At 37.4% G+C, this 15,143-nt stretch carries 16 protein-coding genes; 5 read left to right on the forward strand and 11 right to left on the reverse strand.

Going from position 1 to position 15,143, the window contains the following annotated elements:
* From RT445_RS18620 to RT445_RS18630, 3 genes are all read right to left on the reverse strand, one after another.
* A partial coding sequence (locus RT445_RS18620) for a collagen binding domain-containing protein (protein WP_313471251.1) occupies positions 1-5,021 on the reverse strand: 5,021 nt, incomplete at its 3' end.
* Between the two features lie 464 nt (positions 5,022-5,485).
* Positions 5,486-6,790 (reverse strand): HD domain-containing protein, encoded by a 1,305-nt coding sequence (locus RT445_RS18625; protein WP_313471253.1) that lies wholly within the window; start codon positions 6,788-6,790, stop codon positions 5,486-5,488.
* A gap of 210 nt (positions 6,791-7,000) precedes the next feature.
* Positions 7,001-7,225 (reverse strand): YuzB family protein, encoded by a 225-nt coding sequence (locus RT445_RS18630; protein WP_049667962.1) that lies wholly within the window; start codon positions 7,223-7,225, stop codon positions 7,001-7,003.
* Positions 7,226-7,461: 236 nt separating this feature from the next.
* Between RT445_RS18630 and RT445_RS18635 the strand changes: the two genes are divergently transcribed.
* Positions 7,462-8,112: an RsfA family transcriptional regulator gene (locus RT445_RS18635; RefSeq protein ID WP_274795503.1), complete on the forward strand. Its 651-nt coding sequence runs from the start codon at positions 7,462-7,464 to the stop codon at positions 8,110-8,112.
* 34 nt (positions 8,113-8,146) lie between these two features.
* Here the strand turns inward: RT445_RS18635 and lipL are convergent, their stop codons facing one another.
* The gene (lipL, locus tag RT445_RS18640; RefSeq protein ID WP_312505010.1) at positions 8,147-8,983 is read right to left on the reverse strand and encodes an octanoyl-[GcvH]:protein N-octanoyltransferase; all 837 of its coding nucleotides are present in this window, start codon (positions 8,981-8,983) and stop codon (positions 8,147-8,149) included.
* Positions 8,984-9,138: 155 nt separating this feature from the next.
* On the opposite strand from lipL, the gene hemQ reads away from it, so the two are divergent.
* Positions 9,139-9,888 (forward strand): hydrogen peroxide-dependent heme synthase, encoded by a 750-nt coding sequence (hemQ, locus tag RT445_RS18645; protein WP_313471255.1) that lies wholly within the window; start codon positions 9,139-9,141, stop codon positions 9,886-9,888.
* 41 nt (positions 9,889-9,929) lie between these two features.
* On the opposite strand, the gene RT445_RS18650 is transcribed toward hemQ, so the two are convergent.
* Entirely contained in the window at positions 9,930-10,112 is a 183-nt protein-coding gene (locus RT445_RS18650) for a hypothetical protein (RefSeq protein WP_274795500.1), read from the reverse strand.
* Positions 10,113-10,328: 216 nt separating this feature from the next.
* Positions 10,329-10,499, reverse strand: a complete 171-nt coding sequence (locus RT445_RS18655) for a hypothetical protein (protein ID WP_197278966.1) — start codon at positions 10,497-10,499, stop codon at positions 10,329-10,331.
* A gap of 241 nt (positions 10,500-10,740) precedes the next feature.
* Between RT445_RS18655 and RT445_RS18660 the strand changes: the two genes are divergently transcribed.
* Positions 10,741-11,166 carry a cell wall hydrolase gene (locus RT445_RS18660; RefSeq protein WP_274795499.1) on the forward strand — a complete coding sequence of 142 codons (426 nt, stop codon included), beginning with the start codon at positions 10,741-10,743 and terminating at the stop codon, positions 11,164-11,166.
* A 22-nt stretch (positions 11,167-11,188) separates the two neighbouring features.
* Positions 11,189-11,524 (forward strand): spore coat protein GerQ, encoded by a 336-nt coding sequence (gerQ, locus tag RT445_RS18665; RefSeq protein WP_004227629.1) that lies wholly within the window; start codon positions 11,189-11,191, stop codon positions 11,522-11,524.
* A gap of 76 nt (positions 11,525-11,600) precedes the next feature.
* Here the strand turns inward: gerQ and RT445_RS18670 are convergent, their stop codons facing one another.
* From RT445_RS18670 to RT445_RS18690, 5 genes are all read right to left on the reverse strand, one after another.
* A complete protein-coding gene (locus RT445_RS18670) occupies positions 11,601-12,785 on the reverse strand; it encodes a M20 family metallopeptidase (protein ID WP_313471258.1) in 1,185 nt (394 codons plus the stop codon).
* Positions 12,786-12,937: 152 nt separating this feature from the next.
* Positions 12,938-13,318, reverse strand: coding sequence for a DUF423 domain-containing protein (locus RT445_RS18675; RefSeq protein WP_274795497.1), 381 nt, complete (start codon positions 13,316-13,318; stop codon positions 12,938-12,940).
* A gap of 27 nt (positions 13,319-13,345) precedes the next feature.
* The gene (locus tag RT445_RS18680; protein ID WP_274795496.1) at positions 13,346-13,612 is read right to left on the reverse strand and encodes a YwdI family protein; all 267 of its coding nucleotides are present in this window, start codon (positions 13,610-13,612) and stop codon (positions 13,346-13,348) included.
* On the reverse strand, positions 13,612-13,788 hold the full coding sequence (locus tag RT445_RS18685; protein WP_274797261.1) for a uracil-DNA glycosylase: 177 nt from the start codon (positions 13,786-13,788) through the stop codon (positions 13,612-13,614). The genes RT445_RS18680 and RT445_RS18685 overlap by 1 nt, the downstream gene beginning before the upstream one ends.
* A 75-nt stretch (positions 13,789-13,863) precedes the next feature.
* The gene (locus RT445_RS18690) at positions 13,864-14,541 is read right to left on the reverse strand and encodes a uracil-DNA glycosylase (RefSeq protein WP_313471261.1); all 678 of its coding nucleotides are present in this window, start codon (positions 14,539-14,541) and stop codon (positions 13,864-13,866) included.
* Positions 14,542-14,710: 169 nt separating this feature from the next.
* On the opposite strand from RT445_RS18690, the gene thiD reads away from it, so the two are divergent.
* Positions 14,711-15,143: bifunctional hydroxymethylpyrimidine kinase/phosphomethylpyrimidine kinase (gene thiD, locus RT445_RS18695; RefSeq protein ID WP_313471263.1), on the forward strand; the 433-nt coding region annotated here is incomplete at its 3' end.

Genomic DNA, 15,143 nt, shown 5'->3' on the forward strand with positions numbered 1-15,143 from the left:
GGATCTACCGGGTTATTTGGATCTGGTTTATTCGGATCTACCGGGTTACTTGGATTTGGTTTATTCGGATCTACCGGGTTATTTGGATCTGGTTTATTCGGATCTACCGGGTTATTTGGATCTGGTTTATTCGGATCCACCGGGTTATTTGGATCTGGTTTATTCGGATCTACCGGGTTATTTGGACCTGGGTTTCCTGGTTCAACTGGATCTGGAGGTGTAACTGGTCGTGATGGCTGAATTGTAGCCTCACATGTATTACCTACTGTAATTGTACCAATAATTGTTTCACCATTCTCTTTTACAATATACTTGCCTGGCTTGATAATTGAATTGCTAATAACAATTTGGCCTTGGCTATCTGTTGTAAATTCTGTTGAACCATTTTCCTCTACAGCAATCCCATCTTCACCTGCAATTGTAACTTTTACACCTGCACGTGGCTGCCCATATGCATTGTTAATTGTTAATGTGAAATCTGGACATGCTGGCGCAATTTGTAACTCTGTTTGACAAGATTGTTTATAGGATACTTCAATTTCACCTAAGTAAACTTTGTTATCAAACACATCATACACACCTGCTGGCACATCTTGTGAAACAAATGTAATGCGTCCATCTACATCTATACTTGTTGGAATGATGTTACCTGATTTGCCCTTAATGACTACGCTTTGACTAGCTGGCACTAATACATCGTTATCATCTTTTAGCTCTACAGTAAACTGCGGACACGCTGGTGCTGGTTGGATTGTATGGGCACAGTTTGTATCAACTGCAAACTCATCAATCTTTTTACCATTTTCATACACTTCATACTCAGCTGGCGGAAGACCTGTAGGTGGAAGGTTAACAAATACTACTTCTCCATCTACATCCGTTTTACCAGTGAATGCTTTATTAGAATTTTGTTTGTCAACAATCTCTATAGCTACATTTTCCCGCGGCTTACCATCCACATCATTAATTGTTAATGTAAATGTTTCACACGCTCTAGCTATTGTTAATTCAACCTCACAGCCAGTTGTATAATCAATTGTTACTGTGCCTAAATATTGTTTACCTTCATATACTTTATACGTACCTGCTGATGTTGTAGATGGTAATATAAATTTGCCATCACTATCTGTTGTTTCTGTAGCGAGTATAGTATTGTTCGAATCTTTTACAGTTACTGTTACATTTGGACGTGGACTGTTATTTTCATCGTTAATTGTAATTGTTACTGATGGACAAGCTTTTGCTTGCTGTACCTCAGCCTTACAATCATCCCCATACTTCACAGTAATCTCTGCATTTTCTAAAACAATACTATCTGCTCCGTTCTTTACTTCTACAGTATATAATCCCGCCTGTACAGCTTTTTCTGAACCACCTGTGTCAGGTCGTTTCACTGTGAATTGCCCATTTGCATCCGTTGAGCCTTGAGCTATTTCTATGCCGTTGCTATTCAATAATTTGATGTCTTTACCTGAGCTAATTGGATTACCATTTGCATCGTTCACTGTAATTGTAAATTTAGGACACGCATTTGGATCAGTAACACTTTCGATATTTTCAACAACATATGGTTCTCCACCAACTAAAATATCGAATTGTGCGTTCATCGTGACTTCAAATGGCTGAATCTCTTCATAGCCTGTTGGTGTCACTTCTCTTAAAGTATATTTACCATAGCGTACTTGCTCGAATGCTACCCTACCATTAGCATCCGTTACACCTTCAGCAAGCTTAACTGTATTATTTTTATTCCATAACTCAAATGTTACGCCTTCAAATACTTCTCGCACTCCTGATAAAGGATTTACTTTAAACTTGTTCAGTTGAATAGTACCTCTAGTAGCTGAAGCAGTTGAATCCGATGAACTATACTTAAAGAGTTTTGAATCTCCATCCTGGTCAGTTGTGCCTGCTGCTGAAGCTCCTGCATAGCCAATAGAAGCCACGTTACTTATAGTTTCTCCAGTGTTGCCATCGCCCATAAAGAAAGTTGAATACGTAACAATATAACCTTTATCGTTTAGCTCTCCTAAGTCAAGGCTAAAGCTGCCATCTGGATTTATAACAATCTCATTTTCATTGATAGTAATAGTATTTCCAGTTACTAAATCACCTTTTTCATTCAACTTAATTTCTTGCTTTTTAAATGAATTTGTTAATACTTTTTGATTAGCAGAAGGTTTATCTGTTAATACAATATTTCCAAGCTTAGAGTTAGAAGCATTAACTGTTACTGTCCATTCGATAATATCTGCTGCTGGACGAGGAGCTGCTGATTTTGTAATTAATTCATTTGCATGATTACTAATTGTCGCTATTGCATTATATGTGTAATTACCATTATGTGGCGTATCCAACACTGCACTATTTGTATATTGACTTGCATTGCCACTACTTTGTCCATAAATATCATCAGCATCTTTTGTTGTATACTCTACTAAATATGCTTCATTGTTTTCACTTGCATCTAGTCCTGAAAATGTAATAACAAAGCCTGTTACTTTACCATCCATTACTGTTTCGGAAACAGTCCATTTAGATGAATCCAACTGTGGCTGACCAGTTGTTGTACCTTCTTCTGTTGTTAAATTCAATCTTGTAATTGTGATTTGCTCTTTTAATGTTTCACCATTTGGAACAGGGATATAGTGACCTGCACCTAATGTATCCGTTAATGTAGCTCTATCAATATCTTGTTTATTAATATTAATACCTACACGCCAAGCAAATTCCTGTGTATTGTTATTTACCTTTACCTTCTTATAACCATTATTATTTGTTGGAGAATCTTGGTTAGGTGAATAGTCTGCTGTTCTACTAGCTTGATTACCAGTACTTTCTACACCATCCCAAGTAACTTCTGCTAGATTACGATACATAGTTGCTACATTACCATTTGGCTTAATATCAAACTTTGTTTTGTAGTTAATAGTAATTGTACTTCCTGCTGGAATCGTATTCGAAAATGTTACTTTAAAGCCTTCATTACCTGCTGCTGGAGCATTGCCGCTTTTATCTGTAATAGCATAATCTAAAGAGCCTGCGCCTGTCACATTATAAAATGTTGAGTCGCTCCATTGCGTCAATGTATGCTTTAATGTGTCTCCAGGTTTATTTGTGGTTGTAAAGTCGTCTTCAATAACAAGGTTATCCAAGTTTTTCTCAGCCTTAATTGTTAAAGTCCAATCAATTGTTTTCGTTTCATAGTCAATTTTGCCACGTGATTTATTAAAGATTTCTGGTGTAAGATCAACAGTGGCTATATCTGATCCACCATCTCCTCTTGTGACAGTATTTGTAACCGTACCTTGATTGGCATCTGTTACAAACTCATCTTCTAACTCTGTATTATAAACAATTTTAAATGCTGATGTTACTTCACCGTTTGGTCCTGTAGTGTTTGATGGACTGTCAAAATCTATTTTAAAATCATAATCATCTTCTGTTAAAGTATAATCTTTGCCTTTTGTTAGAAGTGTAGCAGATTGTTCAGTTTGACCATCATTTGATAGCGTCACACGATATACTTTAAAGCTTGTGTAGTCAATTTTATGTTTTCCTGTAGTATCAGAAGAAGTTGTTAATGTATCTGTTAATATAGCTTGAGCTGCAGGAATTTTTTGACCAAGCCAATTGTACTTAATTGTCCATTCTGACCTATATTTATCACCAGTTCTTGCTTTATCTAAGCTAGGACCATACTGCACAGTTTGAGTGCCATCCGCTGTCGTTGTTGGAATATTAGTTCCTATCAATGTAGCTGTATTCTTATACGTCATGCTTGAATCTGTTGGATCAGCTGTTACGACAGTATTGTATGTTACTTTGTATGCATAATTCCCATCTGTTAAATTAATAGGAAATGCAGTTTCTAATATCGTCTCAGGTGTACCGGGACTATTTGGATTAAAACCATTTAAGCCTACTTTATAGCGCTCAACTGTAATATCTCCTGTTAATGCATGTTTAATATCTGGTACATCATTTAAACTTGCCCCATTCAGTTTTTCTCCACCTGTATTTACCCAAACTGTCCATGGAATTGTCACTTTACCATTTGCATCACGTTTAATTGCAGCGGCACTTTTTTTCAGTAAATCTCCGTTACCTAACGGTGCAAATTCAAATGGTAAGTTAACTGTTGTTCCACCTTCAATTGGAATAATTAGTGTTTGCTCAAGCTCCTCTTCATCAGCAAAATTACCAAATTTAGCTACGAAGTCAAAAGTAATATTCCCAGCTTGCGCCTCTTCAATATCACTATCTAGGAAAACTGTTACCGTCTTTGTTGCACTGTCATATGTTGAATGATAGCTCGCATATTCTGTTGTTCTTGCAACATTGAAAGAGCCTGATGTGAATTCTTCAATCATATTGGCCGGGAGTTGGAATGTAAATGTAGAGCCTACTCCATAGTTCTTTGTTGGATCTACTGCAAAGCTATAATTTAAAGTTACCTGATCACCTTTTCTCGGCTTTGGTCCTGAATAGTTTGCTAAATCAGTAGCATCTCGAATTGGTGTACCATTTAGTATTAAATTCTTAAACGACATGCTAATATCAGCTTGCATAGATTCAGGTGTAAATGCAAGTGGCATCGGTGTATCAGCTTGCATAGGCTCCTCAAGCTGCTCTTCCTCTGGAGTTACTGCCTCATCTGTTTCATCCGTTTCAGTATCTGTATCCTCTCCAGTCTCAGTAGCACCTTCTTCGTCTGGTACAACTGGTTCAGAATCATTCCCCACTTCTTCGTTACTTGGTTGTGATGGTTCTGTTGACTCTGCTCCATTATCAGTACTAGCATCTCCTTCTGGTACTGCTGGTGTTTCTGTTGGTTGTTCTACCGGTTCAGCTTCATTAGTCAGTTCTGACTCTTCACTAGTACCGCTACCTGTATTCGTATTTTCTATTGGCCGTATGTCATTACCCTCATCTGCAAACACTGAAATCGGCGAAAGTACTGTTTGGAATACGAGTAGCAATAAAATTATTGCTATGTTTAGTTTTTTTAAGTTTTTCATGCTTCTCTCCTTTTCTAAGTTCAGAGAGATACCTGTGTGTTTGCTGACGACGTAGGCATTCTTTTAATATTCATTGCTACAAACAATAGGTCGATCCCTCTTTTCTTCATTTTGATTGTCGTCAAAGTTGATTACCTTGCAAAAAAGCACATTAAATAGGCAATAACGATTATCCAAGAATATAATATAAATAATTATGTTATCGCCCATTACTTTAGATTCACATAATCGACATTCTTCACCACCCCTAGGATTATAGAATTATATTGTATTAGTGATAACTGAACAAATTCTAAACAATTAAGGCTTATTTACTTATGAAAAATTAAATATTTTCCATTTGATTTATATTTATACATAAATAAAAACAGTAAAAGAAAACTCAAATTGAGTTCTTTTACTGTTTCTTCACAATAATTCAGAAAATTTATTTTTTTATATACAAATTTTTATACATTTAATTTTTATTTTTGGCCTTTCAACAAGGCTAGTATTTCTTCTTTTACAATGGAATGTGTAGTAGTATCCTCTAAAAAATCTAATGGAAAATAGATTTTATGATCTCGCTTCATACGTCCTGAAATAGAATCAACTATAATCGATTCTCGCGAAAGCTCCCGTAGCTCACCATTTTTCATTTCTAAGAATATCGGTACTCGTACTTCTTCTTCTCCAGGTCTGTAAAAATCATATGGCAAATCTGCCGTTGTATCGTGCACAAGATAATAATCTGGGTTCAAGTCAGCCTGTTTGAAAAGCTCTTGGAGTTTTTGATATTTATCTAACTCGACTCCAGGGTCTAAATCAATGTACTGAAATAGCTTACGGTTAACAAAGCGGCGACTTAAATCACTTAGAATAGCATCATCCTCTTGCATCCATAGCTGAAAATATGTAAAAAGTATACTCTCGTCTAACGCAAGATAATCCTCTAGTGTGATAGCATTACGGAAAAATGCTAGAAAGTGTGTAGGTTCATGCTTAAATGTATAACCTGCTAAGCTTAATTGTTTTGCTCGTTTAAGAATATTATTTAAAATTACTTCTGCGCTACGGGACACTGGGTGGAAATAAATTTGTAAATACATCTGATAGCGACTCATAATATAATCTTCCACTGCATGCATACCTGTTGCTTTTATTACCACTTGGTTTTTACGTGGGCGCATTACTCTTAAAATCCGCTCCATATCAAAGTGACCATAGCTAACACCTGTAAAATAAGCATCGCGCTGCAAGTAATCCATACGATCCGCATCGATTTGACTTGAGATTAAACTGATCACTTGCTTATTTGGATATGTCTTTTCAATTACTTGCGAGACCTTTTCAGGAAAATCATCTGCTACTTTTTTTAATACTGCATTTACTTCCGTATCGCCCAATAGTATTTGCCTTGTATAATATTCATGATCCAGCTCAAAGACATTTTCAAAGGCATGTGAAAATGGTCCATGTCCTAAATCATGTAAAAGGGCTGCACATAATACTAATAGTCGCTCACCTTCATCCCAATCAGGGCGACCTACGAAAATATCGTCTACAATACGTCGGACAATTTCGTAAACACCAAGAGAATGGCTAAAGCGACTGTGTTCCGCTCCATGAAATACTAAAAATGTGGTACCTAACTGACGAATTCTGCGTAAACGCTGAAATTCTCTTGTACCCACTAAATCCCATATCACCTGATCTCGAACATGTACATACCGGTGAACAGGGTCTTTAAATACTTTCTCTTCTTGCAATTTAGCGTCTGCATATGTCATTTGGATAGCACCCCCATTTTGTTATAGTTCTATTATATGCGATAAATCTAGGACTAGCATACTTATTACCTTTTTTCTATAGATACTAACAACCTTTTTCAGCTATAATCCAATTTACCCCAAGTTCTATTGGTCTAATATTTATAGCCATCTAAAAATAAACAAAAACAAAAGCTATCCCTAACAAGTAGAGATAGCATGATGTTTTACTTATTTCTTTAATTTTGCTAAAACCTTTTCCATAAGTTCTTCTTCTGTTAAGGCAGCAACAGGTCGGCTATTTACAAAGGTAAATGTTTTTTTGCGTCCTGGACCACAGTAAGAATGACAGCCTATTTCGATGGTTGCATCAGGATCGATTTCCTTTAATTTTGGAATTAACGTTTTTAAGTTAACGGCCTGACATTCATCGCAAACTTTAAATTCGTTTGCCATTTTGTCAACAACCCTTTCTATATAGTATTTTTAAACAAAAATATCGCTCTATTGAACGCATGACCTTCACATATTTAAGTATGCAGCATACGTACAAACCTACATCGGGTATTGTATCGCATTTTTCCCCTTCTATTCAAGCATATTTCCTTCTACATAGATGAATAAAAGGTTAAAAGATTGGTCATGCTAGTCTTAAATAACAAGTTACCAATAAAGGTGGGAGGATTTAAAAAATGAGTAAAGTAAGACAAGATGCTTGGTTAAAAGAAAACGATGAATTATTAGCAGAGGCGGTTATTCGACATGTAACGGAAGGTAGCACACAGCTCAATGCCTTTGAAGAAGCTGGTGATGCATTGAACCGTACTGCTGCAGCCTGTGGTTTTCGTTGGAATGCGGTTGTTCGTAAAGAATACGAGGAACAATTAGCAGAAGCAAAGAAGGAAAGAAAAGAGAGAATGCGAGTGTTGGGAGCACCAGCAAGACGACGTGCTTCTAGTATGTTTACAGTAAATAGTAGTGCAGCAGAAGGAAAATCAATTCCACTATCTGCTCTTTCTCTTGATATTGTTATAGCCTATTTACTACGTTTACAGCATTCTGGTGAAGTAGGAAATGAATCTTCAAAATGGAGACAGCTTGTACATGTAACATCTGAGAAAAATAAAAAGCTAGAGAAAACTATTACAAAACTAGAAGAAGAAAATCGAGCGATTCGCAAGGATTACGAGCAATTTGTTCAAATTATGAATCGCGCTAGACGACTTGTTACATTAGATGAAGAGGAAGAGCGAATTGCGCCTGTTTTCAAAATGGAGAAAAACGGCAACCTTGTAACAAGCAGCTCTATTTATCAATCAGAAAATGGCGATGCGCTTAATTAGCAGCATCGCCTTTTTTATGTTTCATATAATGAGTCTATGACTTTCGTTCAAGCATTTTGGCATTGCGCTCGAAAACACGCTGTAAATAAAAACCGTATAGCTTTAATTCCTCATTATCGAAAGATTGAGGACGAACTTCCTCAGCTAAATGATGAAGTAGTTGCTGAAGACGAATGACAACCGCCTCTACTGTTAAATTTGGATCGACAAGTTCTGAAAGCGAAGCCATGACTTCAGGCACAATTTGAGGATACACAAACTTTGTCTCTGCCTGTTGCAAACTTTCCTCATAAAAGTCACGAATAAGTGCAGCACGTTGTGAGCCGCTTCCTTCAATACATAAATAGATTTGAACAGCTACTCCTTGGCGTAGACGTCTTTGTGAAATGCCTGCAAACTTTTTCCCTTCAATACTTAAATCATAAGATCCTGGACAATAAGAGCCTACTATTTCATAAGCCTCAATTTTAGTAGCTACTTCTGGGAACAACCCCTTCACAAGATCTACCATTACATCATAGCCATCATTAATGCTAAGTGACTGAGTTTGTTCAGACAATATAATAGAAATATTGAGAACTCCTTCATCTAGCACCACCGCTAATCCACCCGAGTTACGAACGATAGGATGATAGCCTCTAGACTCTAGTAATTCCATACCTTGTTGAACATAAGGTAAACGATGATCTTGAATACCAAGTACAACCGAAGCCTCATGAACCCAGGTACGAATTGTTGGCGGCGAAGTTAATTGCCCAACTAATTGACACAACGTATCATCTGTCGCAAATGATTCTAACGGTGATCTTTGCTTTGCACTAATCGATTGATCATAAAAACGCCAAATTGGCTGTTGTAACATACTTTTCATATTGGTACTCCTCTATCTACATCTCTTCTCTTAGCATACATTATCTCTAGTTGGTGTCAAATTCGTGAACTACTATCATGAATTTAGGGATTTTGTACAAACTATGATAAACTAATTTTTGAATGGTATTCACTTATAAAGGAGTGTTTTCAATAATGAATGAAGCAGCAATTACATTAGATGGATGGTATGCTTTACATGACTTCCGCTCAATCGACTGGGCTTCTTGGAAACTTGTTTCTGCTGAAGAACGTCAGGCAGCAGTAGAAGAATTTATTGCTTATTTAGAAAAGCTAAACAAAGCTGATATCGCAAAAACAGGTGCACATGCATTTTATGCAATCGTTGGCCAAAAAGCTGACTTTATGATTATGACATTGCGTGAAACAATGGATGAGCTACAAGAGCTTGAAGCAGAATTTAATAAATTAGCGATAGCTGATTTTACAATTCCTACATACTCTTATGTATCTGTTGTGGAGCTTTCTAACTATTTAGCCGGCGAATCAAATGAAGATCCGTACCAAAATCCACATGTACGTGCACGTTTATATCCTGAACTTCCACGTGCTAAATATGTATGCTTCTACCCGATGGATAAACGCCGTCAAGGGAACGATAACTGGTACATGCTATCAATGGATGAGCGTAAATCATTAATGCGTTCTCACGGAATGATTGGCCGAGGCTATGCTGGTAAAGTTAAGCAAATTATTACAGGTTCTGTGGGCTTTGATGATCACGAATGGGGCGTAACATTATTTGCTGATGATGTGCTACAATTCAAAAAATTAGTATATGAAATGCGCTTCGATGAAGTATCTGCACGCTACGGCGAGTTCGGTGAATTCTTCGTCGGAAACCTACTGGATAAAGATAAACTGGTTAAATTCTTAACTGTTTAATACCAATTAAAAATGCGAGTCCCTGCTATGGACTCGCATTTTTAAATTTCGTTTTCTTCAGCATTCTCGGATTCAAATATTAAAATAATGATATGAATAAAAAATCCAGTAAGAATCATCAGAAAAATCAAATACCCATTATATGGTTGATTGTAGTATTCTGCTATTGCTACTGCCAAAAAAGCACTGATAATAATGGCTACAAACATACTAAAAATACGCATGGATACGCTCCTTCATAAATGCATATATTATTTCATCTTTAGTATGTCTCGGTTAATAGTTACTATACTTGTTACGTAAAAGTTTTACGTCTAGGCAATATTCACCTTTTTTGAGGATATATTCTTATAACGCTTCGCCAGATCCAAGATAAAAAAGCGCCATCCCTCTACGATGACACTTTCTTATCCAGTAGATTTTAACCTCCACATACTTCCTTAAGAGCTTTCATCCTTTACCTTTAAAATTAAAATAACCGTTTGAATAAAAAAGCCAATCACAATAATTAATATAAAGAGGTACCAATGGAGTGGCTGTCCATAAAACTCTCCTAGTAGAAAGGCTAATACTGCACTTAATAAAATCCCGAACCAAACCCCAATTTCCATTACCCATCACCTCACATGTATGGAATACACATGCAATTCATTTCACGTTCCCCTATTTCTATCTTTTTCTATTTACCCGTTTTATCTAAAAAACTATGGAACTTGTAGGATTATCAATTAATTTATGGGCATTTGTCGTTATTACTACTATATGCATACTAACTTTGATGTGTGATTGTCTTTCTTATCAAAATTGAACATGTCTACAATACCCTCGTGCATATACTGTCTGCGAGGAGGTATGAAAATCGCTGTTATCAAGACGAATGATGCACAAACAGCCCTACTAGCAAGACTTATGCGTGCCGAAGCAGAAGGTGAAGGAGAGCTAGGCATGTTAATGGTTGGGAATGTTGGTGTTAATCGTGTAAGGGGTGATTGTTTAGACTTTGGTGATATTCGAACAATTGAGCAGATGGTTTATCAACGTCCAGGAGGCTTTGAAGCGACTCAAAAAAGTTATTTTTATCAACGAGCACGTGATCAAGATATTCGGTTAGCAAAACGGGTGATTCAAGGCGAACGATTTCATCCAGCGACCCGCTCCTTATGGTTTTTCATGCCTGCAGGTGAATGTCCTGCACAATGGTATGGCCAGTGGAATACTGGCAGATTCAAATCTCATTGCTTTTTCTCGCCAACTGAACAAGATTGTCCTCAAATTTAAAAAGAAAGTAGGTCGATAATTGATGATGCCTTATTATTGGACACCAACAACGCAACAACAAATGACTCCTCCTCCAGTGACACTTCCAAGCGGAAGACCACCTGGTCGCGAAGAGTCCTATATAGAAAATATTTTAAGATTGAATCGAGGAAAACCAGCTACCTTCCATTTTTCTTTTGAGCATGCAGTAGAACAGGGAAAAAACACAAAAACTGTGCGTGGTGTAGTGGAAGCCGCTGGACGGGATCATGTCATTATCCGTGAACTTAAATCCAATCATCGTTTCCTATTCCCTATGATTTATTTTGATTTCGCTGAGTATGATGAAGAAATGGCTTATTTTAATCAGAATCCATAATTGTATTTTCTAGTGTAAAAATCCGCAATACGCTCACTGACAAATGGTCAATGAGCGTATGCGGATTTTTTATCGTTTACTCGATTTCATTTCCTTTCAAATACGCTAATGTTGCTTTACCTAAAGTTTTTGCAGCAATCAGCATGGCACGTTCATCAAAATCAAAGCGGGCATGATGATGAGGATAGGCCGTTTCCCACTCTGGCTTTTTAGCACCGGTGAAGAAGAATGTACCCGGTACTTTTTCTAAATAATAAGCAAAATCCTCCCCAACCATAAACGGTGGACATGTTCTTACGTGCGCTACACCTGGTACAGTTGAAGCTAGCTCAGTCACGAAATCGGTTTCTTTCTGATGATTATAAACAGGTGGATAGCCTCTTGAGTAGCGATACTCATAGCTTGCCCCGAATGCAAGGCAAGTTGCATTTAATACTGCTTCTAGCTCTCGCTCTATTTGTGTCCGCACCTCTTCTTCAAATGTACGAATTGTTCCCGCCAGTACCACTCGGTCAGCAATAACATTAAACGGATTAATTGCCTCGAAATGACCGATTGTTAACACAGCTGATTTTAATGGATCAATACGTCTTGAAACAAGCTGTTGAGCATTGATGACAAATTGTGAGGCAAGGGTTACAGCATCAATGGAGTGATGTGGCTCTGCACCATGACCACCCTTTCCTTGGATCGCAATTTCTACTTTATCAGCGGCAGCCATAATTGCGCCATCTTTCACTAAAATTTCTCCTAATGGTGTAGGTGCCCATAGATGTGTACCAAAAATAACATCTACCCCATCTAAACATCCGTCCTCTATCATTGGCTTTGCTCCACCTGGTGCCACTTCTTCAGCATGCTGATGAATAAAAACTACATTGCCTGCTATGTCGTCCTTCATCGCATTAAGTGCCTTAGCTAACCCGAGCAATGTGGCTGTATGACCATCATGCCCACAAGCATGCATTATTCCAGGTACTTTAGATTTATAGGGTATATCATTTTCCTCTTGTATAGCTAAAGCGTCAAAATCAGCTCGCAATGCTACTGTTTTGCCAGGTTTATTACCGTGTAATATGGCTACTACACCACGCCCCCCTACACCTTCACGAACCTCATGGCCCAATTCTCTATGAAAAGCAGCTATATAAGCTGGCGTCTTCTCTTCCTCAAAGGATAATTCAGGGTATTCGTGTAAGTGCCGACGAATTCCTACCATCTCATCATAGTAACGATCTATGAATGTAAATAGTTTTTCCATGCTTCCACAACCTCACTTTTTATATTTTCAACATATTACAAGTAATAGTAGTGTACTATAATAACTTGTTAAATGAATACGATTTACATTGAGAGTAATTGTTTATAACAAAGAAAACTCTCCTACACATAGTGCAAGAGAGACATAATTCATTAGCGAGCATGTTTTAGAGCAGATAAGATAATGAGTAACCATCCTATTAAAAATAGGACGCCACCAATCGGTGTAATGGCACCCAACACTTTTATACCACTTATTGCTAATACATATAAGCTACCTGAAAAGAAAACAATCCCAAGGTTAAAGAAAATACCTGCCACATTTAATTGTTTCACTTCACCAAATAGTTTAGAGCTCATTAGTAGGCCAATAACTAGCAAGCCCGTAGCATGAAACATTTGATATTGGACTGCGGTTTCCCAAATACCTCGACTATATTCATCTAAAACTTCCTTTAACGCATGTGCACCGAATGCACCAAATGCCACTGCTAATAGGCCGTGAAGAGCACCTGACACGATAAATCTTTTCATTTCTCGTTACCCTACCTTTAAAATGGATTAAAAATCAAAAATGGAATCACCATTTGCTCCATCTTCTTCAATCTTTGAAGTATATAAAGTTGATGGTTTTGACTCTGCCACAAGCATTTGTGGTAAATGCTTAGGAGGTGTGATTGATGCGGTATCACTTGGAGAATCTAACACCACATCACATAATGCTCGAATGGCTATAAGAGCTTCGCGAATTTGTTGATCATTCCCTGCATTTTTTGCACCAGATAATTGTTTTTCAAGTTGTTGTATAACGGCTTGATAAGGAATCATTACATTCTCCCACTTTCTACTTTTGGTACAAATTTCAAACAATCCATACCTGAGGATTGTTTAACGACAACGGATGGTATTTGCTTTGTTTTAAAGCCATATGCTGCACAAGCTCGTGGGGTTTGTGGGTCCCAGGTTACTTTAAAGAACTGACACTTAAAACAATTCACCTTCATCATCGTCCCTCACTTTCTTCTATAATAACTGTATCATGATTTGTAGAGGGTATAAAGCAAACGATTTGTGCCAATCTATGCTAAACACCAATCAATGGGTTGCTTGCCCCACTCCTCTAATTGCTGGTTAATTGTTGAATATGGTTTACTTCCAAAAAATCCTCGGTATGCACTTAGAGGGCTCGGATGTGGCGCCTCGAGGATGGCATGAGGTGTTTTATATTTTCGTATCAGCTGTTTTTTTCGCTGTGCTGGTTTACCCCAAAGTACAAAAATAAGTGGTTCTTCCCTAGCTGCCAATTGATCAATTACTGCATCGGTAAATTGCTCCCACCCTTGATCTTTATGAGAATGTGCCTGTCCCGCTCGCACCGTAAGAACCGTATTTAAAAGCATGACACCTTGCTCTGCCCATTTTGTTAATGTTCCATTTTTAGGAATAGGACAGCCAATATCATCTTGTAGCTCTTGAAACATGTTTCGTAAGCTAGGTGGATGCGGAATACCTGGCTTAACTGAAAAGCTTAAGCCATGTGCTTGATTTGGACCATGATAAGGATCTTGTCCTAAAATCACTACCTTTACATCCTGGTAAGCTGTTGTATAAAATGCATTCATTACATCATCCATTGGTGGATAAATAGTTTGTGTGGAATATTCATTTGCTATAAATTGGCGTAGTTGTTGATAGTATGGTTTTTCCATCTCTTTAGCGAGTATTTCTTGCCAATCATTCGGGAATACTTGTTTCATCGTCCATTAAGCCCCTTTCTCTTCTTACAACGGTACAAAAAATTAATCTTGAATTCAAGCGTCATTTCAAACTGACCTTATATAAATATCATATTCTGGCTATTTTTATAGAATCAGATTCAGACTATACTAAATGGTAAATTTAATTACGATAAAGGAGATCTTTTACATGACTCTAAAAAAAACATTAACAATTGCTGGTTCAGATACATCAGGCGGAGCTGGGATGCAAGCCGACCTAAAAACATTTCAAGAGCACGGTACATATGGTATGGTAGCTTTAACAGTTGTCGTAACAATGGATCCGAACGGCTGGACACATCATGTTACTCCACTCCCAACAGAGCTTTTACAAAAGCAAATTGACACAGCTCTTTCTACAGGTATTGATGCCATTAAAACAGGTATGTTATCAACTGAAGAAATCATTCGTATTGCTGGTGAGGCTATCGCAAAATCAGGCACTACAAATGTTGTCATCGATCCTGTGATGGTATGTAAGGGAGAAGATGAAGTCCTGAACCCTGGTAACACAGATGCTATGATACAACATCTTTTACCATTAGCAGCAGTCACAACACCTAATCTTTTCGAGGCTGGAC

The organism is Lysinibacillus sp., from assembly GCF_032093475.1.
Taxonomy (GTDB): domain Bacteria; phylum Bacillota; class Bacilli; order Bacillales_A; family Planococcaceae; genus Lysinibacillus; species Lysinibacillus irui.